Source organism: Alistipes sp. An66 (assembly GCF_002161445.1).
GTDB lineage: Bacteria > Bacteroidota > Bacteroidia > Bacteroidales > Rikenellaceae > Alistipes > Alistipes cottocaccae.
The window spans coordinates 270,381-295,089 of the sequence record NZ_NFHT01000002.1; the positions used below are offsets into that span (position 1 = coordinate 270,381).

General features: G+C 62.4%; 20 protein-coding genes and 1 tRNA gene. 10 read left to right on the top strand and 11 right to left on the bottom strand.

Annotation, left to right across the window (positions count from 1 at the left end):
* Entirely contained in the window at positions 1-2,247 is a 2,247-nt protein-coding gene (rnr, locus tag B5G16_RS02900; protein WP_087260891.1) for a ribonuclease R, read from the top strand.
* 145 nt (positions 2,248-2,392) lie between these two features.
* On the opposite strand, the gene B5G16_RS02905 is transcribed toward rnr, so the two are convergent.
* From B5G16_RS02905 to B5G16_RS02955, 11 genes are all read right to left on the bottom strand, one after another.
* The gene (locus B5G16_RS02905; protein WP_087260893.1) at positions 2,393-2,836 is read right to left on the bottom strand and encodes an ATPase; all 444 of its coding nucleotides are present in this window, start codon (positions 2,834-2,836) and stop codon (positions 2,393-2,395) included.
* Between the two features lie 54 nt (positions 2,837-2,890).
* Positions 2,891-4,729 (bottom strand): V-type ATP synthase subunit I, encoded by a 1,839-nt coding sequence (locus tag B5G16_RS02910; RefSeq protein ID WP_239405936.1) that lies wholly within the window; start codon positions 4,727-4,729, stop codon positions 2,891-2,893.
* A complete protein-coding gene (locus B5G16_RS02915; RefSeq protein WP_087260895.1) occupies positions 4,726-5,334 on the bottom strand; it encodes a V-type ATP synthase subunit D in 609 nt (202 codons plus the stop codon). The genes B5G16_RS02910 and B5G16_RS02915 overlap by 4 nt, the downstream gene beginning before the upstream one ends.
* A 6-nt stretch (positions 5,335-5,340) precedes the next feature.
* Entirely contained in the window at positions 5,341-6,663 is a 1,323-nt protein-coding gene (locus tag B5G16_RS02920) for a V-type ATP synthase subunit B (RefSeq protein ID WP_087260897.1), read from the bottom strand.
* A 3-nt stretch (positions 6,664-6,666) separates the two neighbouring features.
* Positions 6,667-8,421, bottom strand: a complete 1,755-nt coding sequence (locus B5G16_RS02925; RefSeq protein WP_087260899.1) for a V-type ATP synthase subunit A — start codon at positions 8,419-8,421, stop codon at positions 6,667-6,669.
* A 9-nt stretch (positions 8,422-8,430) separates the two neighbouring features.
* Positions 8,431-9,267, bottom strand: coding sequence for a DUF2764 family protein (locus tag B5G16_RS02930; RefSeq protein ID WP_087260901.1), 837 nt, complete (start codon positions 9,265-9,267; stop codon positions 8,431-8,433).
* A 4-nt stretch (positions 9,268-9,271) separates the two neighbouring features.
* Complete coding sequence (locus B5G16_RS02935; protein WP_087260902.1) at positions 9,272-9,886, bottom strand: hypothetical protein; 615 nt, start codon at positions 9,884-9,886, stop codon at positions 9,272-9,274.
* 199 nt (positions 9,887-10,085) lie between these two features.
* A complete protein-coding gene (locus B5G16_RS02940) occupies positions 10,086-12,404 on the bottom strand; it encodes a hypothetical protein (RefSeq protein WP_143260811.1) in 2,319 nt (772 codons plus the stop codon).
* A 51-nt stretch (positions 12,405-12,455) separates the two neighbouring features.
* Entirely contained in the window at positions 12,456-13,349 is an 894-nt protein-coding gene (locus tag B5G16_RS02945) for a hypothetical protein (RefSeq protein WP_087260906.1), read from the bottom strand.
* A 54-nt stretch (positions 13,350-13,403) separates the two neighbouring features.
* The gene (locus B5G16_RS02950) at positions 13,404-15,650 is read right to left on the bottom strand and encodes a hypothetical protein (RefSeq protein WP_143260812.1); all 2,247 of its coding nucleotides are present in this window, start codon (positions 15,648-15,650) and stop codon (positions 13,404-13,406) included.
* A 3-nt stretch (positions 15,651-15,653) separates the two neighbouring features.
* Entirely contained in the window at positions 15,654-17,513 is a 1,860-nt protein-coding gene (locus B5G16_RS02955; protein WP_087260911.1) for a hypothetical protein, read from the bottom strand.
* A gap of 167 nt (positions 17,514-17,680) precedes the next feature.
* On the opposite strand from B5G16_RS02955, the gene B5G16_RS02960 reads away from it, so the two are divergent.
* From B5G16_RS02960 to B5G16_RS03000, 9 genes are all read left to right on the top strand, one after another.
* The gene (locus B5G16_RS02960) at positions 17,681-18,292 is read left to right on the top strand and encodes a Crp/Fnr family transcriptional regulator (RefSeq protein ID WP_087260913.1); all 612 of its coding nucleotides are present in this window, start codon (positions 17,681-17,683) and stop codon (positions 18,290-18,292) included.
* A 256-nt stretch (positions 18,293-18,548) separates the two neighbouring features.
* Positions 18,549-19,361: a BACON domain-containing protein gene (locus B5G16_RS02965; RefSeq protein WP_087260915.1), complete on the top strand. Its 813-nt coding sequence runs from the start codon at positions 18,549-18,551 to the stop codon at positions 19,359-19,361.
* Between the two features lie 101 nt (positions 19,362-19,462).
* Complete coding sequence (locus B5G16_RS02970) at positions 19,463-20,053, top strand: DUF6549 family protein (protein ID WP_087260917.1); 591 nt, start codon at positions 19,463-19,465, stop codon at positions 20,051-20,053.
* 92 nt (positions 20,054-20,145) lie between these two features.
* Positions 20,146-20,991 (top strand): endonuclease/exonuclease/phosphatase family protein, encoded by an 846-nt coding sequence (locus tag B5G16_RS02975; protein WP_087260918.1) that lies wholly within the window; start codon positions 20,146-20,148, stop codon positions 20,989-20,991.
* A 151-nt stretch (positions 20,992-21,142) separates the two neighbouring features.
* Positions 21,143-21,613, top strand: coding sequence for a pantetheine-phosphate adenylyltransferase (coaD, locus tag B5G16_RS02980; protein ID WP_087260967.1), 471 nt, complete (start codon positions 21,143-21,145; stop codon positions 21,611-21,613).
* Between the two features lie 10 nt (positions 21,614-21,623).
* Positions 21,624-22,658: a UDP-3-O-(3-hydroxymyristoyl)glucosamine N-acyltransferase gene (gene lpxD / locus B5G16_RS02985; protein ID WP_087260920.1), complete on the top strand. Its 1,035-nt coding sequence runs from the start codon at positions 21,624-21,626 to the stop codon at positions 22,656-22,658.
* Between the two features lie 7 nt (positions 22,659-22,665).
* Positions 22,666-23,718, top strand: coding sequence for a TlpA disulfide reductase family protein (locus B5G16_RS02990; RefSeq protein WP_087260921.1), 1,053 nt, complete (start codon positions 22,666-22,668; stop codon positions 23,716-23,718).
* Between the two features lie 101 nt (positions 23,719-23,819).
* A complete protein-coding gene (ruvC, locus tag B5G16_RS02995; protein ID WP_239405937.1) occupies positions 23,820-24,437 on the top strand; it encodes a crossover junction endodeoxyribonuclease RuvC in 618 nt (205 codons plus the stop codon).
* A gap of 178 nt (positions 24,438-24,615) precedes the next feature.
* A tRNA-Arg gene (locus B5G16_RS03000) sits at positions 24,616-24,689 on the top strand.
* Positions 24,690-24,709 lie beyond the last annotated feature (20 nt).

The following is a 24,709-nucleotide window of genomic DNA, read 5'->3' on the forward strand; positions in this document are numbered from 1 at the left end:
ATGAACAAGAAACAGAAACGGGAATCCCAAAAAACCGGAAGGTCCAACCGCGAGGAGATCATCCTCCACCTGCTCCGGGATTTCCCCAACACGCAATACACGCTCAAATACCTCGCTTCGGTATCGGGCGGGGCCTCGAAGGAGGGCCGGCGCGAAACCTTCGAGATCCTCGACCGGCTCTTCAACGAGGGGATCGTCGAGGAGTGCGCCCGCGAAAAATACCGGCTCTCGCAGCAGCACCGCCCCCTCTACGAGGGAACCGTAACCGGCATGACCCATGCGGGTGCCGTATATGTCACGGTCGACGGGCTCGAAAACGACATCTTCGTCCAGCCCCGCCATGCAAACTACGCCCTCGACGGCGACCGCGTCGAAGTAGCGGTCAACCACCGCGGCCGCGACGGACAGTTCGAAGGCGAGGTCACCCGCATCGTCGAACGCAGCCGCAAACCCTATGTCGGCATCGCCGAGGTCGGAGCCCATCAGATCTTCGTCCGCGTAGAGTCGCGGCGCATGCCCATGGACATCTATCTGTCGAGGCACACCTATCCCGACGTGCGCGACGGCGAGAAGGTCGTCGTCCGCATCGCCGACTGGCAGCCCGGCAGCAAAAGCCCCGTCGGCGAGCTCGTCGAACGCCTCGGCGTCGCCGGGAACAACGATACCGAAATGCACGCCATTCTGGCCGAATACGAACTCCCCTACCGCTTCGAACCCGAGGTCGAGGAGGCTGCCGAGGCGATCGACGGTCGTGTCACGGCCCGCGAGATCGCCCAACGCCGCGACTTCCGCAAGGTGACGACCTTCACCGTCGACCCGGCCGACGCCAAGGACTTCGACGACGCTCTCTCGGTGCGTAAAATCAAGGACGGCATCTGGGAAATCGGCGTCCATATCGCCGACGTCACCCACTACGTCAAGCCCCATTCGGTCATCGACGACGAGGCCGTCGAGCGCGGCACCTCGGTCTACCTCGTGGACCGCACCGTCCCGATGCTCCCCGAGCGTCTCTCGAACGAGCTCTGCTCGCTGCGCCCCAACGAGACGAGCCTCTGCTTCTCGGCCGTCTTCACCCTGAACGAAAACCTCGAAATCCTCGACGAGTGGTTCGGGCGCACGGTCATCCACTCCGACCGCCGCTTCACCTACGCCGAAGCCCAGGATGTGATCGAGACCGGACGCGGCGACTTCGCCGAGGAGATCCTCACCCTCAACCGTCTGGCCCAGGCCCTGCGCGCCCAGCGTTTCAGGAACGGTGCCATCTCCTTCGAACGCGAGGAGGTCAAGTTCCGGCTCGACGACGACGGAAAACCCCTCGGCGTCTACTTCAAGGAGCAGAAGGAGTCCAACCAGATGATCGAGGAGTTCATGCTGCTGGCCAACCGCCGTGTGGCGGAGTTCTGCGCCCACCGCCGCAACGAAAAGGGACGCGCCGTCGCCCGCACGATGGTCTTCCGCGTCCACGACGCCCCGAGCGAGGAGAAGCTCGACCGTTTCCGCCAGTTCATCCTCCGCTTCGGCCACGTCTTCAAGGCCTCGAAGGGCCGCGCCGTCGCCCGCGAGATGAACAAGCTCTTCAAGCAGATCAAGGGTTCGACCGAGGAGAACGCCGTCTCCACGATGGCCGTGCGATCGATGGCCAAGGCCTTCTACTCGACCGACAACATCGGCCATTACGGACTCGCATTCCCCTACTACACCCACTTCACCTCGCCCATCCGCCGCTATCCCGACATGATGGTCCACCGCCTGCTGGCCCACTACCTCGACGGCGGGAAGTCGGTCGACAAGGAGTCCGTGGAGAACCTCTGCGCACAGGCTTCCGACCGCGAGATCGTTGCCGCCGAAGCCGAGCGCGCCTCGATCAAGTACAAGATGGTCGAGTTCATGAAACAGCACATCGGCGAGGAGTTCGACGGGCACATCTCGGGCCTCACCGAATGGGGCGTCTACGTCGAGCTGGACGAGACCCACATCGAGGGCATGTCCTTCCTGCGCGACATCGAGGGCGACTTCTTCCTCTTCGACGAACAGCAGTACGAGATCGTCGGACGCTCGACCGGCATCCGCCTGACCCTGGGCGACGCCGTGCGCATCCGCGTAAAGCGGGCCGACCTCCAGAAACGCCAGCTCGATTTCGAGCTGCTCCTGCCCGGCATGGCCGCACGCCGCGGACGCAGCGACGAGGAGCACGGCAAGAGTCGCGGCCCGAAGGTCCGCACCTCGACCCGCCGCAAAGGCCGGTAGCAAACCGAGGAGGGCCGCCGACGAATTGCCGCAAAAGCCGGCAGCAAACCGAGGAGGGCCGCCGACGGTCCGGGGCTTCCGCCCCGAAGCACAAAAAGGGACCCGCTGTTGCAGCGGGTCCCTTTTTGCGTCCGGAGACGACGGTTTAGAAGAGGTTCACACCGTCGAGCGTGGCGATCAGGAAGGTCGCAGCGACCGAAAGAATGGCGTAAAGCTCCGGGAAGGCGGCCAGAATCAGCGTCTTACCCATCACGTCGTGACCGTTGCCGATAGCGGCGACACCGTTGGCGCAGATCTTCGCCTGGTAGATCGACGAAGCCAGGTTCACGATGCCGACCAACAGTCCGGCTCCCAGAATCGCGGCTCCCTGCGTCATCGTCGGATTCGTCAGACCGCCCTGAACCAGGAAGAAGCAGACGAAGCCGTAGAGACCCTGCGAACCCGGAAGCGCCGCGAGAATCATGTAGCTGCCGAATGCGCCGCTGTTCTTCTTCATGGCTCCGACGGCCGCCTGACCCACAATCGAGGTTCCCACAGACGATGCGATACCAGCCAGGCCCACCATCAGCGCTACGCCGACATAAGCCATTACCAATGCAGTTGTTGTTTCCATAATCTTTGAAAAGTTTTTTGATTGTTATTTTTATTCGTTTGTCTTGTCCATTTTGCGGATCGGGTCGAACGACCGCGCCGCCATCTCGAAGCCCGCGTTCTTGAAGAACTCCACGAACGTCAGACGCATCGGGTGCACGAACGACGAGATCGTCGACATGAAGAGGTTGATGCCGTGGCCGACCAAGAGGATCGGGACCATCACCAGCAGGTGGGTCACGATGCCCGCACCCTCCGGCACGAAGCCCTGGGCCAGCGTGTTGAAAACCAGCGCCAGCACACCGCCCGAAAGTCCGATGGCGAACAGACGGATGTACGACAGCACGTCGCTCAACAGCCCCGTGATGTTGTTGTAGAGGTCCCAGAGACCGGCTCCGAGGTTGATGAGCGGGTTGCGCTTCGGATTGTTCAGCAACAGCAGCAGCACGGCGCCGAGGCCCAGTGCCACGTAGAAGGCCACCGACCCCGAGGTGAAGCCCGGAAGGGTGATCCCAGCCATGGGCAGCGCCACGGCCAGCATGCACGACACGAGGATGATGAACCACCCCAACTGCCCGAAGGCCTGCGTGATGCCGAAGCAGCGCGTCGTCGTCCAGATGTTGAGCGCCATGCCGAAGAGGATCTGCACCACGCCGATCACCAGCGACAGGATGAAGAACTTGCCCTGGAAATCGAAGAACGGAATCGACGGGAAGTACTCCCCAAGACTCAATCCGAAGAACGAGCCGCAGATGCCGCCGAAGACGATCGTCGAGACGGCGCACAGCGTCGCGAACCACGAAGCGCGGCGCATCATGCCCGGCTCGCGGAACTTGTGCAGCATGAAGAGACCCGCAGCCAGCAGCACCAGTCCGTAGCCCGCATCGTTCAGGCAGATGCCGAAGAAGAGCATGTAGAACGGCGCGAAGAAGGGCGTGAGGTCCAGCGTGCCGTATTTCGGACGCGCGTAGAGGTCGCCGATCATCTCGAAGATCCGTGCGAAACGGTTGTTCTTCAACTTCACGGGCGTATCGTCCTCCGGCGTCGGGTCGCTCTTGATCCACACCACGTTGGGGTATTGTTCCAGCAGGGCGTCGACCTTCGCCGACGTCTCCGTCTCGGCCCAGCCCTCCATCACCAGCAGCGTGCCGTCCGCAGCCTTCTGCGCCGTGGCTTCGACGCGGACGCCCTGCAAACGCTCTTTCAGCGTCGCGGCGTGCTGCGACAGCAGCTGCTCCGAAGCCGCCACACGCGAGAACTCCGCATCCAGCGCCGCGAGCTTCGACTCCTCCTCCGCCATGCGGCGCTCCGCTTCGCGGATGTCCATGCGCGGCGTCTTCATCTCCTGGGCGTCGAGTTCGACCTCCTCGCCCGGAGCCGTCACCACCACGAACCATACCGTCGAATCGTTGCGCGAGATCTCCGAAACCGTATAGCGTTCGGACCACGCCGCCAACTGTTTGTCATAGGTGTTGCGCTGCGTGGAGAAGTAGCGCAGGACGATCCCCTGTGCGGCGAGCTGCTCCGTGCGCGTCACGTCGAACGCGCCCCACGGACGCAGTTCGTCGGCCGCCTTTTCCAGCCGCGCGATCTCCGAACGGATCGACGCCGCCTCACGCTGCGCCGCCGCATAGTGTTCGTAGGCCTCCTCGCCCGACGAGAACGGCGCCGCCGCCGAATCGCAGCGACCCTCCTCTTCGCGGAACGCCTTCAAAAACTCCGAAGCCTTCGTACAACCCTCGATGTCGAGCAACAACTGGCGGTCCTCCTCCGAGGGTTCCCAGCCCGTCGTCGTGATGTCGACCAGTCCGAGTTTGCGAAGCTCCTCGATGAAATCCCCGCTCTGCGCCGCATAGAGCACAAAGTCGTATTTCGTCATTCTCGCTATCATAGCATCGCGCCCTCCCCGGCGGCCTGTTGTTTGGTTTTCACGATCTTCTGCGCCGATTTCGAGAGGTTCTCCTCGTCCTCCATGAAGCGCTTGATCTTACGGATCGCATCCTCGTAACCCGGGATCTGCACCTTCTCGTAGAGGTTCACCTTCTGCGTGGTCTTCCGCCGCGCGAAATCCAGCAGCTCCATCCGACGGTTGTAGACCTCGAATTCAAGTCCCAGGCGCGTCAACCGTTTGAGAATATCCACGCCGTCGGCGAACCACGCCGGCGAGGAGAACAGGTCGTAGGCCTTCTCCTCGAAACGGACATCCTCCAACTCCGGAATCCGCACCCCCGCAATCTTCCGCACGCCGAGTTCCACGTCCGAAATGCGGAGCAGGTCACTGTCGAACTCCCCCCACAGCGAAACCATGTAGTCGTACTCGGCTTTCAGGGCATCGAGCCGACGTCGGTAGTCCGCCGCGGAGTCCTTCGCCTTCTTCACCTCGGACCGAAGCGCCGACTCCTTGCTCTTGATCGTAGGGAGTGCCTTCTGGCGCATTTTCAGCTGCTTGCCGAGTTCGCCCAGCGAAGTCTTGTTGTATTGAAACTTGATGGCCATCGTGCGTTACGCCTCCTTCCAGTATTTCTTGATCAGCTCCTCCTTGATGGCGACCTCCTCCTTCGAGAAGTACTTCGCGAAAAGTCCCCACGCCGTATCGAGCATCTCCGTGATGCCGATGTTCACGTCGATCGCCAGCAGTTTCTCCGAATAGTCCCGGGCGAATTTCAGCGCCCGTTCGTCGTAGTCCGAAAGGTCGAAACCGTTTTCGAGTTTCGTCTTCGCGTTGGCCGCGTCAGCATACAAGCGCACGCAGGCGTTCATCACCTGCGGGTGGTCCTCACGCGTCTTCTTGCCGATGACGAGCTGTTTGAGTCGCGACAGCGAACGGAACGGGTCCACGATGACCTTGCCCGTATCGGAGTCGTTGCGCAGGAACAGCTGTCCTTCCGTGATGTAACCCGTGTTGTCGGGGATGGCGTGCGTGATGTCGCCGCCCGAGAGGGTCGTCACCGCGATGATCGTGATCGAACCGCCGTTGGGCAGCTGCACGGCCTTCTCGTAGATCTTCGCCAGGTCCGAATAGAGCGAGCCCGGCATCGAGTCCTTCGACGGAATCTGGTCCATACGGTTCGACACGATGGCCAGTGCGTCGGCGTAGAGCGTCATGTCCGTCAGCAGCACCAGCACCTTCTCGCCCTTGTCCACGGCAAAGTACTCGGCAGCCGTCAGCGCCATGTCCGGCACGAGCAGACGCTCCACCGGCGGATTCTCCGTCGTGTTGACGAACGACACGATGCGGTCCAGCGCCCCGGCGTTCTCGAACACCGACTTGAAGTAGAGGAAGTCGTCGTTCGTCAGTCCCATGCCGCCGAGGATGATCTTGTCGGCCTTGGCGCGCAGCGCCACGTTGGCCATCACCGCGTTGTAGGGCTGGTCCGGGTCGGCGAAGAACGGAATCTTCTGGCCGGTCACGATCGTATTGTTCAGGTCGATGCCCGCGATACCCGTGGCGATCAGCTCCGAGGGCTGGATACGCTTGAAGGGGTTCACCGTCGGGCCGCCGATCTCGCGGGCCTCGCCCTCGACGATCTCACCACCCTCCAACGGCTCGCCGTAGGCATTGAAGAATCGGCCTGCCAGGGCGTCCGAAACCCGCAGCTTCGGCGGCTCGCCGTGGAAGACGACCTCCGAGTCGGTCGAAAGTCCTTCGGTGCCGGCGAAAACCTGAAGCGTCACGTTCTCGCCCATAATCTTCACCACCTGGGCCAGTTTCCCGCCCACCGTGGCCAGCTCGTCGTTCCCGACGCCCTGCGCCCGCAACGTAACCGTCGCCTTGGTGATGTTGTCAATCCGGGTATATATCTTCTGAAATGCGCGTGTTGTCATGGCTTATTTGTTTTTTTCACTCACGTACTCCTCGATCTGACGCTTGTACGACTCGAACTTCTCCGACTTCCACTCCGAGTAGTTCATCTGGCGGAAGAGGTTGATCAACCCCTTGAAGAACTGCGAGCACTCCTCGAAATCCGCAAACGAGAAGGTCTTGCGGCAGATCCCCAGCACCATCTCGTACATCATCTTCTGACGCTCGATCGGGCAGTTGGCGTCGATGTCGTCGAAGGCATCCTGTTGCAGGATCACGAAGTCGATCAGCTCCGACTTCCAGAACCGCTCGTGGTACTCCACCGGCACGCCGTCGTCACCCAGGATGTTGATCTGGTCGTTGGCCTCCTTGCCCCGCTGCACGATCGTCTTGCCCGCATACACGAGGTCCACCCAGTCCTTCTCGATGTGTTCGTCGAGGTATTCGCGGATCTCGGGGTATTCGAGGTACTTCGAGTAGGAGTCCAGCGGGTCGATGGCCGGGTAGCGCTTCGAGTCGGCGCGGCCCTGCGACAGGGCGTAGAAGCAGCGCGCAGCCTTCTTCGTCGACTCCGTGACCGGCTCTTTCAGGTTACCGCCCGCCGGCGACACCGTACCGAGGAACGTCACCGAACCCGTCCGGCCGTTCGAGAGCTTCACCAGACCGGCCCGCGAGTAGAAATTCGAGATGATGGCCGAAAGGTCCATCGGGAAGGCGTCCTGTCCCGGAAGCTCTTCCAGACGGTTCGACATCTCGCGCAGCGCCTGCGCCCAACGCGACGTCGAGTCGGCCATGACCAGCACTTTCAGACCCATCGAACGGTAGTACTCGCCGATCGTCATGCCCGTGTAGACCGAAGCCTCACGAGCCGCAACCGGCATGTTCGACGTGTTGCAGATGATAATCGTGCGCTCCATGAGCTTGTGACCCGTGCGCGGGTCGACCAGCTCGGGGAACTCCTTGAAGATCTCCACCACCTCGTTGGCACGCTCGCCGCACGCCACCATGATGATCACGTCGGCATCGGCCTGCTTCGAAATGGCGTGCTGCAACACCGTCTTGCCGGCGCCGAACGGCCCCGGGATGAAGCCCGTACCGCCTTCGGCCATCGGGTTGAAGGTGTCGATCGCACGCACGCCCGTCTCCATCACGCGCGACGGACGCGGCTTCTCCGTATAGCAGCGCACGGCCTGCTTGACGGGCCACTTCTGCACCATCGTGATCGCGTGCTCCGCGCCCTCGGCGTCGGTCACCACGGCGATCGTGTCCGTGACCTTGTATTTTCCGGCCTTCGCCACGCTCTTGACCGTATAGCTCTCCGTCATCGCGAACGGAACCATGATCTTGTGCATGACCCACTGCTCCTTGACCTCGCCCAGCCACGACGCGGCCGAAACCTTGTCGCCCGCCTGGGCCAGCGGCGTGAACTCCCACTCGGCGTCGAAATCCACCGGGTCGGTGATCGAACCGCGCGCAATGAACAGACCCTCCATCTTTTCGAGGTCGTTCTGCAAACCGTCGTAGTTGCGCGACAGCAGTCCCGGCGCCAGCGTCACTTCGAGCATGTGTCCCTCGAACTCGACCCGGTCGCCGATCTTCAAGCCGCGCGTGCTGTCAAAAACCTGCACATAGGCCGAATCGCCCATGACCTTGATGACCTCCGCCATCATTTTCGTATCTCCCGTCCATACATGGCAGATCTCGTTCTGGCCCACAGGTCCGTCGGCCTTGACGATCACGATGTTGGAGATGATACCGTTTACACGTCCTGTCGTTTTCATCGTATCTTTTTATTGTTTATTTGCAATCAGTTCCCGGCCGTCCAGTTCCGCCATCAGGCGGGCAAACATCTCCCGTCCGCGCGCCGCGTCGAGGCGCGTCCAGCGGGCCACGATATTCACGCGCACCAGGTAGGAGAGAATCGCGTCGAGATCGAAATAGTCGAACGTCGCCAGCTCCGCGGCCTCCGTCCAGCGGATCAGGTCCAGCTTGCGCTCCTTCTCCACGAGGTTCGCCTCGTCGTTCACCGCCGCGATCACCGCGTCGATGTACGGAAGTTCGCCCCGCAGCCCGAAATCGGCGGCCGAACTGCGCTGCAACTGCTCCACGACGTCGCCGCCGCCCACGACCGACTCCTCGATCGGGCGACCCGTCGCACGGGCCGCCACCGCGGCCGTCACGTTGCGCAGCGTCCGGTCGAACGACGACCATTCCCGCAGGAAGCGGCTCCGCGAACGCGCGCACGACGCATAGTAGGCGCCGAAAAGCGCCCGTTCGAAACGCCGCGACGTATCCACCGCCTCGGCATCCTCGCCCTCCGGCTCGGCATAGGCCCGCACGACCTGCGCCAGCGCCTCCGGAAGCCGGCGCGGAGCCTTCAACTCCTCCTCCAGCTCCTCGCGCGTGAGGTTGCCCAGCGGGTTGTGCGACGAACGTCCGCTCCGCAGGGCCGCCAGGTTCTCGCAGTCGTAGTAGCCGTAGAGCAGACGAACCTCCCGGGCATCGTTCCGCTTCACGCCGTCGAGGATCTCGCCGACGATCTCCCGGGCGTCGAAACCCTTCGTATCGGAGTCGAGCGTGTACTCTTTCAGCGAGGCAACCAGACTGTAATATTGGTTCGCGAACATCTCCCTATGCCTTGAACAACAGTTGGTAAACCTTCTCGCGGAGGTATTCGCCCAGCAGCGCTTCGAGATCCGCATCGGTGAACGAGATGTAGTAGCCGCCCTCCCGGGCGCCCACCTTGAAGCCCGTCTTCACGGATTTCGACCATCCCACCTCGATGCCGGCGTCGAGCAGCGACTTGGCGCTCTTCGCGAACGCCGCGTCGAGCTTCGCACGCGCATCCTCGGGAAGCAGCGCCTGCAAGGTGACCTTCCCCGAGTCGGCGCCGTTCCAGTTCTTCGCCACCGACACGAGCATCTCGCGGATGAATTCCGGATCCAGCGAGGCGCTCTTCACGCTCTCGCCCGTCGCCTTGGCGACGATCGCCCCGGCGATCTCCGACTTGATCTTCGAAACGGCCTGCCGGCCCGCAAGCGCAATCTCCGTCAACGTGTTCTTCTCCACGTCCTCGGCCTTCGTCCGGGCCGCACGGACGATGCCGTCGGCCTGCGCCTGCGCCTCGGCGAGGATTTTCTGCGCTTCGGCCCTGGCGTCGGAGATCAGTTTCCCGGCCTCGGCACGGCCCTTCTCCAAGCCTTCGTCGTAGAGTTTCTGCGTCAACTCTTGCAGTTTGTTTTCCATAGCGTTATTGTGTTTTGATTATTGTTTTTCCTTTCCGGACACAAATATATAAAAGATTATGAACAAACCGCAGTTCCGAACGACAATTTATCCTGTTTTGACAAATTTCACGCGCAAATCGGTCAGACTTCCCCAACGCGGACACCCCTGCCACGAAACGTGACAGGGGTATCGGTCCGTCGCCGTGACGACGCCGTGCCTATCGGGCGTCGGAGATCCCGTAGATGTACTCGACGTCCGACTTCTTGAAGCGCAGGATCCGCGTATCCTTCGTGCCGGCGCCGTTCTTCGTCATGTAGAGGTTGCCCATGCCGCCGCCGATGTACCAGCCCGAGCCCTCCGGCGAGTGGACGCCGAAGAGTATGTTGTTGTAGTGCCCCGAGTGCATGATGCCGTCCGCATTCCACTGCGCCCCCGGACCGTACCACGTGATCCCCTCGTCGGACGGGAAATCCGTGCTCCACATGCGCACGCTGATCAGATCGCTCAACGACAGCGTCCCGACGACCAGATCGTTGCGCCGCTGCTGGGCACGGCTCACCCGCGAATGGCCCTCCCAGGGCTCCCGGAGCGTGTGCGTGCCGCCCCACATCATCCAGATGTAGTCCGTGGCATCGAAAACGCGGTTGAACTCCTCCATCGTCGGGAGCTCGTAGCCGTCCGGCGAGAGCGCATCCGCCGGAAGTTTGTTGATATGCACGGAAGAGTCCGTCGAGAAGCCCTCCATCACCGCAACGCCGTCCTGGTCCACGACCCGCATGCCCTGACCGCTGCCGCCCTGATAGGCCCATCCCCAAAGGTCGTAAAACTCCTCCGGAGTACAGCTTGCCAGGTAGTTGTAGAGGCTCTTCCCGGCCTGCGCCGCCGGATCGGCCGACGAAAGGATCTGATCCTCGAAATTGCGGGAATTGCCCCGCGCATTGTACTTGCACCACCACACGCCGTGGAACCACGTCACCGGAAGTCCCCAGTTGCGACGCGCAATCGTATATTCCTCGCGCATCGAACCGTCCTCGCGGCTGCGGATCACCAGACGGGCCGCCTGACGACGGCCGTCGGCCGTCGGATCGTTCGGGCGCCAGCCGCCCAGCACCCGGAAGGTGTTCGGAGCCTCCGGAACGGGCGAAACCTTCACCCACGGATCCTCTCCTTCTCCGAACTCCGCCAGCAGTTCCTTGCCTTCGGGCAGCGTGAAGACGCCCAGTTCGTTGTCGACATAGCGGCCGAAATCGGTCTCGTATGCCGCATTGTCGAAATCCAGAAGACCCTCGACCCGCGTCGGATTGGCTGCCAGCTGCAACAGGATCCGGTCCTCGGGATAGAACTGTTCCAGCCCCTTGCGGCGGAAACGGACCTCGATCTCCTCCGAAGGGCGGCCGGGGGCATAGCGCGCCTTGCGGATCCGGAAGAGATTCATGTCGTCCGGGCTGCCGCCCGTCGAGACCTCCTCGACCGTCAGCGGGAACTCCGCCCGGGGAACCACCTCCAACTGGCCCGCACTCGCGACAGCCAGCAGAATCTCCGTCTCCGTATAGGGCAGGCGGAGCGTCCGGCCCCCGTCTGCGACCTGCACGTCGGAAGGGATCGTCGACCGCAGTTCATCCACCGTCAGCACACCTTCCAGATCGGGGTCGAGGTCCGTGCTCCCGCCGTCGCCCCACGCCTCGACGCTCAACTGCACGTCGGTGTCGAAGAGATCCTTGCGCAGCGTCACCGTATAGATCCGGTTCCGGCCCACGGTCCGGGGCAGCGCCCCCTCCAACGTACAGGGCTTGCCGTCGATCTCGGCCTCGACCCGCACCCGCAGGTCGGCATTCTCCTGCTCGTAGAGATAGGCCACGCCGGGCGTATCCTCCGTCAGCGGCAGCGCAACGGCCGCCGCCACCTCCGTCCGCACGGCCGAGGGCGGAGTCGCAATGTGCTCCTGCGGCAGCAGGTAACCCGTGCGGGCGGCGCCGAGCAGCGTGAACGCCTCGACCGAGACACTCCCGGCAACCCGCAGCCGCAGGTCGAAACGCGCCGTGCCGCGGGTCAGCGTCAGCGGCACCACGGCCGAACCGGCCGGAACGGCACCCAGATCGAGCCGTCCGGTCGAGAAATCGGCCGTTGCAGCGTCCGCCTTTCCGATCGTCGCTGCCAGCCACTCCCGCTCGGAGAGGCCCTCGGACAAAGGACCCGAAATGAGTTCCGGATGCGCGTTCGCGACGACATAGAGCGTACCCGAAAGCCGGTCGAGACGCAGGTCGCACCCGTTGCCCGACAGCGGAAGGTTCTCGTCGATGCGCGTCAGCAGACCCTCCTCGAAGAGGTATGCGTGGATCTGCTCGATGCGCTCCTCCCCGGCGACGGCTCCCGTACTTCCCGCCGTCGGAAAGGAGGACGCGGTGACCCGGACCACCCGCTCCGCGGCGGAGTCCCCCGGAACGGATTCGAGGGGCTCCGTACACGAAGCGAGCTGCCAGGAGAGCGCCAGCAGGCCGAACGCCCGCAACAATATCTTGTGATTCAGCATTTTCATGTCATTACAGATTTTACGAAGGCCGGGAATCCCGGCGGATTCCATCGGATTCTATCGGCGCAGCGGCGTCAGCTCCGTATCGCCGCCCTCTTCCCACTCATCGAACGAGACGTCCAGATGCACGTCGATGACATCCTTGCGCACGGTCAGTGTATAGATCCTGTTCCGTTCCAGATCCGTTTCGAGACGTTTGGTCAGCGTCTTCGACACGCCGTCGATCTCGGCCTCGATGACCGCTTCCAGACCGTCGTTCTCCTGCTCGTAGAGGTACAGTACCGCCGGAGTATCCTTCGTCAGCGGCTCCGAAATCGTCGCTACGGCATCCCGGCGCTGCACGTCCGCCGGCGAGAGGTCGCCCGGAACCGGGAACAGATAGGCCGACTGTGCGGCGTTTTTCAGCGTCAGACTCCGGACCGAGGCCACTCCCGCCGTGCGGATCTGCAAGTCGAAGCGCACCAGACCGCGTTTGAGCGTCACCGGGAGCTCCGTCTGCGAATTCTCCATCCCGTCGAGCTTCACACTCCCCGAGAAGAAGTGCGCCGGAGCGGCACCCTGCATCGCCACGGAGAGCTGCAACCACTCGCTCTCGCTGATCGAACGCTCCTTCAAGGCATTCAGATCCAGCAGGCCCTCGGTATTGGCCACCACGTAGAGCGTTCCGGCGTGGCTGTCGAGCTGGATCCCGTAACCGACGTCGACCGACGTCGGCGCATCGTAGACCTTCGTCAGGACGCCCGACTCGAAAAGGCATGCACGCAGGTCGGAAACCTCGTTCTCGCCCTCCAGCGCCTGTCCCGTGCCCTCGAAGGCCGCCAGACGGGTCTTCACCAGCGGCGCCGGGCCCGGAACAGGAAGCGTATCAACCGCATCCGAGCAGGCTCCCAACCCCAGGACCAGTGCCCAGGCAAACATCTTCACATTCATCTTTTTGTTGTTCGTTTTCATGATTTTCCTCGTTTGATTGTTTCTCCTGTCAGGAGTTCGCCGCATCCGGCGGCGTCACTCCCCATAAATATATTCGACCGGCGTCTTCACACAGCGCAGCACGCGTGTCTTCGTCGAATTGTTCGCCACGAACTTGAACCAGTTCTGGCCCGGACGGTCCGCATTGGCATAGCCCTCCATCATCCAGGTCTTCGAAGCGTTGCCATACGTGGCCAGCAACAGCGACATCCGGGCAATGTTTCCCGCCGCGGGAGTCCACTGGTGGCCGAGTCCGGCCAGCACCCAGACCGAATTCCCGGAGCGGAATTCATAGACCGCGATCGTACCGTAGGCATGGCCGAAGAACTCGGTCTCCCGCTCCTGGATGCGGATCGTCAGCTCCTCGCCCGTCGCATTGCGGAAGGTCCGCTCCCCGACGCCGCCGAGGTTGTAGTTCTCGCTCCGCGTGAAGAAGGCATAGTCGTCGTAGTCGGGAACCTGATAGCCGCAAGGCGCCATCGCCGTCGGATCGAGCACCCCGAAATTCTGGCCCGAAGAGGCCATTCCTTCGTGATAGAAGGCCGAACCGTCGTGCCGCAGCGGAAGACCCTGCGGGTTTCCGGCCTGATACTGGTCGCCCAGAAGAGCCAGCAGATCCGCATCGTCGGCAGCGATCAGATAGTCCGCCAGATCGGCATCCCCGGCCGGATCGTCCGCAATCAGCACCTGATCCTCGTAGCGCGAGACATCGCCCCGCAGGTTATATTTGCACCACCACGTGCCGCCGATATTCACGACCGGGAGCCCCCAGTTGCGGCGGCGGACCGCATAACGCTCGACGGCACTCCCGCCGGCATCCGCAATCACCAGAAAACCCTCCTGCACGCGGCCGTCGGCCTGCGGGTCGTTGGGTTTCCAGCCGCCCAGCAGGCGGAAGGCATCCCCGTCCGGCACCAGCGCCATCCACCGCGGCTCGCCGGAGGCGAATTCCAGCCGGAGTTCGACCCCTTCGGGAGCCGAGATGCGGGCCAGTTCGCCCTCGATGTAACGTCCGAAATCGCACGCTCCCGTCTCATCCAGTTGCAGCAGCCCTTCGATCCGCACCGGATTGGCCGCAAAGACCAGCGTCACACGCCCCGACATCACGCCGTCGCGGGCCAGCGTCAGTCCGATGTATTCGTCCTTCGTTCCCGGCATCCGCAGCGGCGTGGTGACCGAAACGGCGGCCACCGTTTCCAGTCCCCGCGTCACGCGCTCGGGCGTCACGCGGACCCCGCGGACCTCACCGTCGACGATCACCTCCGAACCTGCCTCGGCCCGCAGCACCAGACGCAGCGCACCGGCCACATGGGGGATGTAGACCGTATCGCAGGCGGCGTTGAGACGCACGCCATCGGGCAGTTCCGAAGCCCCGGCATCGACCACACCCCGCAGAATCGGCGCAGACTCCGCCGTGGAACCTTCCTCCCAGCTTCCGGCCGTCACCGTCACCCCGGCATCGGCACCCCGGCCCCGGACTTCCAGCGTATAGACCGTATTGCGGAGCAGCTGCGCAGGAAGGGTGTTCTTCAAGCGATGCCATCCTCCGTCGAAACGGGTCACGACTTCGACCTCCATGCCGTCGTTGGGCTGTTCGCAGAGGCAGAGCAGCGTCTCGCGCGACATTACCAGCGGAGCATCGCCGTAGTCGCGCCGGAAATCCGTCCGCGAGGCCGACGACGGCGTCGCCGGCGCGCCGTTCTCCGCCACATAGCCCCGGTCGGCAATCCGCCGGATCGTCACGGAGTGGACCTCGACCTCCGCATCGCGCGAAAGCAGGTCGATACGCGCCACGCTCCGGCGCAGATTCACGCTCCGGGGAGCGGTCGAGAGTCCCGCCCCGTCCAACAGGAGGGTGCCCGTCATCACGAACCCGTCGTGCGTCAGTTCGTCGGGCGTCGCGTCGAGCCGCAGGAAGGTTTCGAGCGAAGTCGCCTCCGGGACCAGCGTCCCGAAGGAGCCCACGCCCGCAGCATTCACCGCCAGCCGGAGTTCGCCGCGCGGCGTCGCCGACGAAAAGGTATAGAGGTCCCCGCTGCCCGACGAAACCCCCGGAATCACCTCCCGAAGCACGCCCTCCTCGAAACGGTAGCCCGTCACCGTGCGGATCGCCGACCCGGGATCGGCGGCATCGGCGCCGTCGGGCGTCACCGCATGCAGGCGCACGGAAAGCGGCGTCGCAACCGGCCCGGCATCCGGCATCCCGTCGTCCGCGCATCCCGCGGCCGACAGCAGCATCGGCAGCACTGCTGCCCAATGGATAAATAAACTGTTTCTCTTCATGATTTACGGATACAAGGTCGGGTTTTTGGATGTATTCAGATAGGTGGACGAATCAATCGGCATCTCGCCCAGATGTTCGACGTAGAAGTTGTTCATCAGCTCCTGCGCCCACGGTCCGTAGGTGAACGAACTGTCGTGGCTGTAACCCATCACGTGCCCCAGCTCGTGGAACATGATTTCACACGAATAGGTGTTGGTATAGTGGTTGAGCCATGCCGTCTGGTAGGCTCCGAAGACATAGCCTCCGCCCAGTCCGATGACGCCGTGACCCGGATAGACCAGACCCACGATCAGACTCCGCGGCTGACGCATCTGCGCAAGCACCGTCTCGGGAGTCACCTTGTCCTCGACGCCGCCGTTGCCGTAGAGCCGGTCCTGGTTCTCGCGGAGAATCACCTCGTGCTGGGGCATGTCGATCATGTAGGTGAAGTTCAGGAAAAAGGCCACGACCTCGCGGCAATGCACCGGGCGTATGCCCATCCAGTTGCCCACCGGACCGCCGTTCGGAAGATCGGGATCCCCGCCGTAGAGTCCGAATGCAATGGTCCAGCCGTGCAGGATCCCCTGCAACTTCGACCAGTAGGGGTCCTCCGATTCGATCTTGAACTCGATGCCCGCCAGAGCCGGCACGTCCAGCTGCGGAAGCTCCACCCAGCGACCCGATTCCGAGCGACAAAGCGTCGGACGCTGCATCTGCGGCAGGATCTCGCGGAAATCCGCAAACGGCGGAATGCTGTCGAACCAGGCCAGGTCGAGGTATTCGCTGTCGACCTGCGGGATCCGGGCACGCACGAGCACCCCGGAGAGGGGCCGCGGCGAATAGAAGCGGGCGTGCAGCTCCCCGGCGTCGGTCACCGAGAGTTGGAGCGGCTGCGCCGTATTGAAACGTCGCTGCGAAGCGTCCGTATAGATCTCCTTCGATTCACCGTCCTGGAGAATCAGCGCGTGGCTGCCCTCGTCGTAGGCCCGCTGCGTGATGAACATCGTCCCCGACGCATTGTCCGGATGCACGACCGGCGTATTCACCCGCCCGATGCGGTTGGCCTCGATCCGGTCGAGTTCGAACCCGAAGAGCCGGCGGACCCGACCGCCCTGATAGGTGCGCGTCTCGATCTCGATCTCGCCCCGCAGCGCGGTGGTTTCCAGCGACGGCAGGAACAGATAGCCCGACGCCGCGGCCAGATCGACCTCCAACGACAACTCGTCGCTCTCCCCGACGAACGATCCCGAACCGGTCAGCCCCGTACGGAAACGCATTCCGGAGAGCGTGGCCCGCTTCGAGACCTCGGCCGTGCGGACATAGGGGTTCTCATAGGAGAACGTGAAGTCGGCGCGTCCGACGATCCGCTGCTGTACGGTCTCGGTACCCGTGATCTCGATCGAAGGGATTCCCGAGGAGCCCGTCTCCACGCGGACCGTAAAGGGGGTCTGCGAATAGAAATACTCGGCGTCGAGCGGCTTCCCGAGGTCTTCCGGGAAACTCAACCACGTCTCGTCGATATGGCCGATCGGGCGGATCGTCGCCCGGTCCTCCCGCTCGTCGCCCCGGATTCCCAGGACCAGCAGCCGGTATTCCCCGTCGCGGAGCCCCTCGATCCGCAGCTCCGAAGACGACGGATCGTAGAGACCTTTCAGATTGGTCACCGCAGCCCCCGAAGCGTCGATCACGCGGAATTCGACCCGGTCGTAATCGGCCGTCCGGAGAGCGGCCGAACGGGTGTCGTCCCCGTCATAAGCAGTATAGTTCAACCGGAAGGCCGCCGGGGTCTCCTCCGCCACCGACGGCGCGGAGTCCCACCCGTCCCGCTCGCAGGAGGCCAGCAACAGGCCGCATCCCAAAACTGCGAAAAGAATTCTCTTCATTTGGCGCTTTTATTGTTATATTTGTACATTCAAAACATCCGGACCGGCACCCTCCCGCACAGTGCAGACAAAGGATCGTCCGAAACCGGCTGCAAAAGTAGAGCCTCGCAAAGAGCTTTTCCGTAACATAGGTTACGGCGAAACTCCGACCGACAATTCAAGCCCGTATGGAATGTGAAATTTACAACATGCCCCTCTTCAAAGGCGGCGACCGGAACCTTGTGGAAGCCGTTCTGCAAAAATCCCCGGGGCGTTACGCCTCGTACCGGAAGGGGGATTTCATCGCCTTGCAGAACAGCGTCTGCCGCTCGCTGTTCCTGCTGTGCGAGGGAAGCGTCTACGCCCAGATGACCAGCTCCGAGGGGCGTGAACTGACGCTCGACACCCTCTCGGCGCCCGACACGCTCGCCTCGGCGTTCATCTTCGGGACGGAGAACCGCTACCCGGTGTCGATCGTCGCCAACAGCGACTGCCGGCTCTGGGTCGTGGGGCGCGAAAGCATCCTGCAAATCATCGAGCAGGACAACAGCGTACTGCGGAATTTTCTGACGATCCTCTCCGACCACAGTCTCTTTTTGAGCCGACGGATCAACGAGTTCGCCCTGCAAAGCCTCTCGTCGCGGCTCGTAAGCTATCTGAAAGACCACCACGCCGTGCGGAACTTGCAGGAGACGGCCTTCATCCTCGGCGTGGCGCGCCCGTCGCTCTCGCGCATGATCGCCCAGATGGTCGAGCAGGGCACGATCCGCAAGACCGACGAGGGATACGTTCTGAATTGAACCGGGGAGGGGCCGGAAAGGGTAAAGAGAAGGAACAGGGAACAGGGAACAGCGGCGACGCGGAGCGATTTTTCTTCGGAATACCCTGTTTTTTATACCCTTCGGGCGGATCGGTTTGGTGCGTTCGGGAAAAATCCCTATCTTTGGAAAAACCGGATTTACAAACTCCAAAAAACAACCATCATGAAACGTTTTTACCTGCTGACCGCCCTCTTCGCGCTGACCGCCGCCGGGTGCGTCAAGGTGGATCTGGTCGATGCAATTCCCCCCCCCTCAAAATCTGACCGTTGAGCAGACCGACTACACGCTCGGGGCCTTCGAGAAGCGGACTGCAACGGCCGCATTCTCCGCAAAGGGCGACTGGACCCTCTCGATCGTGTACGACGATGCCGAAGCCGGAGACGAAACCGATGCCGATGCCGCGTGGCTGACGGCCGATGCCGCGGGCGGTGCGGCCGGAGAACAGAGCCTCGGAATGTCCGCCGCACGGAATTTCCAGGCAGCGCCCCGCACGGCTTATGTCGACCTCGTCTGCGGGGAGCAGACCGTGCGGCTGACCGTCACCCAGACGGGCCTGTCCGACGACATGGACTTCTCCGCACTGTTCGATGAGACCTTTGCGCAGAAGTTGCAGGAACGGGATATTGTCGCCGATGCGGAGAAGATCACGATGCAGGAGATGCAAAGCATGGCCATAATGACCGAACTGGATATTTCGGGAACTTATGACAATCCCGGCTCCCTGACCTCCCTGCGAGGGATCGAGTATTTCGAAGCGCTGACAAAATTGAACTGCAACCGCAATTCGTTGCCGACGCTGAATATAAGCCAGAACACGGAACTGACGAAGTTGTACTGCGACGACAATCAGTTGAAGGAGTTGGATATAAGCCGGAATACGAAACTGACGTATTTGAGCTGCGAAAACAATCCCGGGGACGGGAACTCGGGTTTCCCGCTTACGGTATGGGTAGACCAAGCCGAAAAACCGGGCAGTTTGTACGTGTATCAGTCGGGTTGGTGGTACAACGGCAAGTACATCACCATCGAATACCAAACGGCGGAATAACCCCTTTAAGAAAGGGGACCTTTCCAAAAGTTTTCCAAAAAAATAGAAACCGGACGCCTCCCGGACATCCTATCTTGCGGGGTCAACCAATCCCGCAGATCATGAAAAAATACCTTATCCTTTACGCCGTGCTGGTCACGGCCGCACTCGTCGTCGCACTCCGCCACTTCCGGAGCGAAAACCGACGTCTCGTCCAGAATCAGGAAGCCCTCGCCTCCGATCTCACCCATTACCGCACCCGGGCCGGCGAAGAGGCCGCCGCAGCCCGGGTCCTGCGGCTGCGCTGCGCGGAGTTCGAACGCCTGCGCACCGAAGATGCCGCCGAGATCCGCCGCCTCGGCATCCGCCTGCGCCGTCTCGAAGCCACGGCCAAGATCGCCGCCGCGACGCAAACCGACCTCCATGCCCCGCTCCGCGACTCCGTCATCCGGCGGGATACGGCAGCGTCCGTTTTCGACACGCTGAAAACCTTCCGCTGGCATGACCCCTGGGTCCGCATCGAAGGGTGCATCTCCCACGACTCGGTCCGCTGCCGCGTGAGCAGCGTCGACACCCTGCGGCAGGTCATTCACCGCATCCCCCGACGCTTCCTCTTCATACGATGGGGAACCAAAGCCCTCCGGCAGGAGATCGTCTCCTCGAACCCACACACGCGGATCGTCTACGCCGAATACATCCGGATCGAACGCTGAACGGGGCGGTTCCCCGCCGGAAAAGATTGCACATCCGGAAACTTATGCGTAATTTTGTTCGAAAAAATACCCCAACCCAACCAACAGCAGCCATGACAACCGAATCTTCGAAACTGCTCCGAGCAGGACTTCTGCTGACAGCCGTCCTGCTGTTCTCCGCAGCCACAGCCGCACCCCGCAACAACGCCCCGAAAAAGCCCCTCGCCCCGAAAGCCGACGGAGTCACCCGACTGGTCACCTACAACGTCGGCATCTTCAACAAATACATCGCGGACGACTACCCGCTCATCGCCGCCATGATGCAGGAGATCGGAGCCGATGCCGTCTGCATGAACGAACTCGACAGCTGCACCAACCGCACGGGCCGGGTCTTCCAGCTCGAACGCATCGCCGGACTCCTCGGCGGCTGGGCCTTCACCTTCGGCGCCGCCATGCCTTTCGACGGAGGCAGCTACGGCGCCGGAATCGTCAGCCGCGAAAAGCCCCTCCGGACCTTCTCCGTCGTGCTGGAAAAGGGGGTCGGCGCCGAACCGCGCGTGCTTGTCGTCTCGGAATTCGACCGCTTCGTGCTCGCTACGGCCCACCTCGACCACGTCTCCGCCGAACAGCAGGCCATTCAGGCCGCCACGGTCAACCGCATCATGCAGGAGCACTACGGTAAATCGACGAAGCCCGTCTTCCTCGGCGGAGACATGAACGCACCCCCCGACTCGAAAACCCTGCGAATCCTGCGCCGCGCGTGGAAGGTCCTGACCCCCGGCAACCCCACCTATCCGTCCGACGACCCGCGCGAGTGCATCGACTACATCTTCCAGCTCGACAACGGCGCCGGGTGCGAGGTCCTTCAGGCGCAGGTCCTCGACCGCTTCGAGGCCGGCAGCGTGCAGAAGGCTTCGGACCACCTGCCCGTGGTGCTCGACGTGAGAATCGACCGCTGAACGGACCCGCAACCTCCCGAGACCCGCTGCCCGCTCCCGGAAGACCCGGCAACCCCGGAAAAAGGCGGCCCGACACACTGTGGAGCCCCTCCGCACGAATAATCGGAGGAAAACGTGCGGGGTTTGCGTTTTTTTTCTACCTTTGTCCGATATGGAACGAATCGCGATATTCCCGGGGTCGTTCGACCCCTTCACCCGCGGACACGAAGCATTGGTCGACGAGGCCCTGAACCTCTTCGACCGCGTGGTCATCGGCATCGGCAACAATACCGCCAAATGCGGGTTGCTGACCGTCGAAAACCGCAAACGGCTGATCGACGACGTCTTCCGCAACGAACCCCGCGTCGAGGCCCGCATCTACACCGGTCTCACCGGCGAATTCGCCGAGGAGGTCGGCGCCTGCGCCATCATCCGCGGCGTCCGAAACACCACCGACTTCGAGTACGAACGAACGATGGAGGCCACCAACCACCGCATCTATCCGGCGCTGACCACCGTGATGCTCTTCACCCCAGCCCCCGTGGCCGACATCTCCTCGTCGACCGTCCGCGAAGTCCTCGCCTTCGGACGCAACGTCGAGGAGTTCCTCCCACAAGGAATCGACATCAACCAATACCTCTAAACGAACGACTATGATGGAATTTACGGCCGAAATGATCGCCGGATTTTTGGGCGGCGACATCCTCGGCGACAAGAACGCCTCGGTACACACCGTCTCCTCGATCGAGGAGGGAAAGGCCGGATCGCTGGCCTATCTCACCAATCCCAAATACGAGCCCTTCCTCTACACTACGGGAGCCTCGATCGTCCTGGTCGACCGCTCGTTCGAACCCGCACAGCCCGTCGCAGCCACGCTCATCAAGGTGGACGACGCCGCAGCCTGCGTCGTGAAACTCCTGTCCATGTACAACGCCGCGAAACCCCGACGCAAGGGGATCAGCGACCGCGCCTCCATCTCGGGAAAGGCCCAGATCGGCGAGGAGTGCTACATCGGCGACTTCGCCGTCATCGAGGAGGGCGTGAAAATCGGCAAGAACTGCCAGATCTACCCCCAGGTCTACCTCGGACAGGGCGTAACGGTCGGCGACAACACGACGCTCTATCCCGGCGTGAAGATCTACGAAGGGTGCTCCGTCGGGGCGAACTGCATCCTCCATGCCGGCGCCGTGATCGGTGCCGACGGCTTCGGATTCATGCCCAACGCCGCGGGCGGATTCGACAAGATCCCCCAGCTGGGCAACGTCATCATCGAGGACGACGTCGAGATCGGCGCCAACACCTGCATCGACCGCGCCAAGACCGACTCGACCATCATCCGCCGCGGCGTGAAGCTCGACAACCTGATCCAGATCGGCCACAACGTGCAGATCGGCGAGAACACCGTCTCGTCGGCCCAGACCGGCATTGCCGGGACCTCGCGCGTGGGCCGCAACTGCTTCCTCGCCGGGCAGGTCGGTATCGCCGACCACGTCACGATCGGCGACCGCGTGAAGGTCGGCTCGAAGAGCGGTATCGACAAGAACGTCGGCGACGACGAGATCCGCCTCGGCTACCCCGCCCTCCCGGGCATGCAGTACCACCGTTCGTCGGCCGTCTTCAAGAACCTCCCGGAGCTGGTGCGCCGCGTCCAGGAGCTCGAAAAACAGATCAAAGAACTCCAAAAATAAAGAAACCATGAAAAAAGTACTCCTTATGGCTCTCTCGGCCGCCGCGCTGTGCAGCTGCGGCAGCAAGAACCGGTTCATCGTCGAGGGCAACCTCGCAGGCGTGACCGGCACGGTTTACCTCTTCGACGAGGAGCAGCAGGTCATCGATTCGGCCGCAGTCGACAACGGCGCATTCCGCTTCAAGGGCACGGTCGAAGGCCCGGCGATGTACATGTTGAGCGACGCCAAGGACGACTCGGGCTCCTTCTACGCCCGCTTCTTCCTCGAACCCGGCACGATCACCATCTCGGACGACGCCGAGAACCCGATGTTCAAGATCGCCACCGGCACCCCGGCCAACGACGCCAATGCCGCATGGAACGAGGCGGCCCGCGCCCTGATCCTCGAGGCCCAGAACCCGGAGACCTCCGACGAACGCAGCGCCGCCATCGAGGAGGAGTACTATGCCCTCTTCGACTCGGTCTACCAGGCCAACCGCGGGAACTATCTCGGCGCCTTCATGCTCGCCCAGCAGATCAACGAGCGTCCGGGCGAGGAACTGCTGAACGAGATCGCCGCATTCTCACCCGAGTTGCAGGCCTCGAAACTCCTGACGGACCTCAAACGGGACGTTGAGCAGATGATCAAGACCGAAGTGGGACAACCCTGCATCGACGTCGTGCAGCCCGATGCCGACGGCAACGAGGTATCGTTGAAATCGGTTGTCGAGAACCCGGCAAACAAGTACGTGCTGCTGGACTTCTGGGCTTCGTGGTGCGGTCCCTGCATGGGCGAGGTGCCCCACTTGAAGAAGACCTACGATGAGTTCCACAAGAAGGGTTTCGAGATCTTCGGCGTATCGTTCGACAACGGCCGCGAGGAGTGGCTCGGCGCCATCGAGAAGAACAAGATGAACTGGATTCACGTCAGCGAGGTCAACGGCTGGGAGAATCAGGCCCGCGAGGATTATGTCATCCAAGGCATCCCGTCGAACTTCCTGATCGACAGCGAGGGCACGATCATCGCCAGGAACCTGCGCGGCGAGGCCCTTTACGAGAAGATCGCCGAACTGCTCGACTGACGGATTCGGCGTTCTGCACCACAGCCCCTCCTTTCCGCAGCAACGGGAGGGAGGGGTTCTGTTTCAACCCCGGCTCGGGGCGAACACGACAACGCAACGAAATGAAAGCACAGGAAAAATACCGCATCATGGGCATCGACCCCGGCACGAACTACATGGGTTACGGCGTGCTGGAGGTCGAGGGACGCACGGTGCGTTCGGTGGTGCTGGGCGACATCGACCTGCACAAGCTCGCAGACCCCTACGCCAAGCTGCGCTACATCTTCGAGCGGGTCGGGACGCTGATCGACGAGTACGGGCCGCGGGAGGTGGCTTTGGAATCGCCCTTCTTCGGGGAGAACGTGCAGTCGATGCTGAAACTGGGACGCGCACAGGGCGTTGCGATGGCCGCGGCATTGAGCCGCAGCCTGACGGTCTTCGAGTATGCCCCGATGCGGATCAAGCAGTCGATCACGGGGCGCGGATCGGCCACGAAGGAGCAGGTGGCGGGGATCGTCTGCCGGTTGCTGACCCTCGACCGGCCGCCGCGGAGGCTCGACGCCACGGACGGCATGGCGGTAGCCCTGTGCCACTACTTCGCCACGGCAAGCCCATTGAATGCCGCGCTGGGCGACGAGCGGGTAAAGGGGCTCGGAGGGGGCAAGAAGGCGGCTTCGAAGGGCGGATCGCAGAGCTGGGAGCAGTTTTTGAAGCAGCATCCCGACCGGGAGATCAAATAACCCGCCGGGCGGGGAGGACAGAAGTCGCCCGAAGCTGCAACCCGGGAGTACAACCCACTGTCGGCGTGCGGCAAACAGGTCGCAAAAAGCGGAAAGGAAGCGATTCCGAAAATTTTTTAAAAGATTTATTTGCAGGATTCGGAATTTTGCCGTACATTTGCACTCGCAATAAAGGAAAGGCGCCGTAGCTTAATTGAATAGAGCATCTGACTACGGATCAGAAGGTTACAGGTTTGAGTCCTGTCGGCGTCACAAGGAAGGAGAGTCCAAAA

Bases quoted from the DNA above. Each gene is read 5' to 3' on its own strand.
- B5G16_RS02970 (WP_087260917.1), top strand. From the start codon at position 19,463: ATGAAAAAATACCTTATCCTTTACGCCGTGCTGGTCACGGCCGCACTC.
- B5G16_RS02960 (WP_087260913.1), top strand. From the start codon at position 17,681: ATGGAATGTGAAATTTACAACATGCCCCTCTTCAAAGGCGGCGACCGG.
- B5G16_RS02955 (WP_087260911.1), bottom strand. From the start codon at position 17,513: ATGAAGAGAATTCTTTTCGCAGTTTTGGGATGCGGCCTGTTGCTGGCC.
- ruvC (WP_239405937.1), top strand. From the start codon at position 23,820: ATGAAAGCACAGGAAAAATACCGCATCATGGGCATCGACCCCGGCACG.
- coaD (WP_087260967.1), top strand. From the start codon at position 21,143: ATGGAACGAATCGCGATATTCCCGGGGTCGTTCGACCCCTTCACCCGC.
- B5G16_RS02920 (WP_087260897.1), bottom strand. From the start codon at position 6,663: ATGACAACACGCGCATTTCAGAAGATATATACCCGGATTGACAACATC.
- rnr (WP_087260891.1), top strand. From the start codon at position 1: ATGAACAAGAAACAGAAACGGGAATCCCAAAAAACCGGAAGGTCCAAC.
- B5G16_RS02930 (WP_087260901.1), bottom strand. From the start codon at position 9,267: ATGTTCGCGAACCAATATTACAGTCTGGTTGCCTCGCTGAAAGAGTAC.
- B5G16_RS02975 (WP_087260918.1), top strand. From the start codon at position 20,146: ATGACAACCGAATCTTCGAAACTGCTCCGAGCAGGACTTCTGCTGACA.
- lpxD (WP_087260920.1), top strand. From the start codon at position 21,624: ATGATGGAATTTACGGCCGAAATGATCGCCGGATTTTTGGGCGGCGAC.
- B5G16_RS02910 (WP_239405936.1), bottom strand. From the start codon at position 4,729: ATGATAGCGAGAATGACGAAATACGACTTTGTGCTCTATGCGGCGCAG.
- B5G16_RS02945 (WP_087260906.1), bottom strand. From the start codon at position 13,349: ATGAAAACGAACAACAAAAAGATGAATGTGAAGATGTTTGCCTGGGCA.
- B5G16_RS02905 (WP_087260893.1), bottom strand. From the start codon at position 2,836: ATGGCTTATGTCGGCGTAGCGCTGATGGTGGGCCTGGCTGGTATCGCA.
- B5G16_RS02950 (WP_143260812.1), bottom strand. From the start codon at position 15,650: ATGAAGAGAAACAGTTTATTTATCCATTGGGCAGCAGTGCTGCCGATG.
- B5G16_RS02925 (WP_087260899.1), bottom strand. From the start codon at position 8,421: ATGAAAACGACAGGACGTGTAAACGGTATCATCTCCAACATCGTGATC.
- B5G16_RS02935 (WP_087260902.1), bottom strand. From the start codon at position 9,886: ATGGAAAACAAACTGCAAGAGTTGACGCAGAAACTCTACGACGAAGGC.
- B5G16_RS02940 (WP_143260811.1), bottom strand. From the start codon at position 12,404: ATGAAAATGCTGAATCACAAGATATTGTTGCGGGCGTTCGGCCTGCTG.
- B5G16_RS02990 (WP_087260921.1), top strand. From the start codon at position 22,666: ATGAAAAAAGTACTCCTTATGGCTCTCTCGGCCGCCGCGCTGTGCAGC.
- B5G16_RS02965 (WP_087260915.1), top strand. From the start codon at position 18,549: ATGCAATTCCCCCCCCCTCAAAATCTGACCGTTGAGCAGACCGACTAC.
- B5G16_RS02915 (WP_087260895.1), bottom strand. From the start codon at position 5,334: ATGGCCATCAAGTTTCAATACAACAAGACTTCGCTGGGCGAACTCGGC.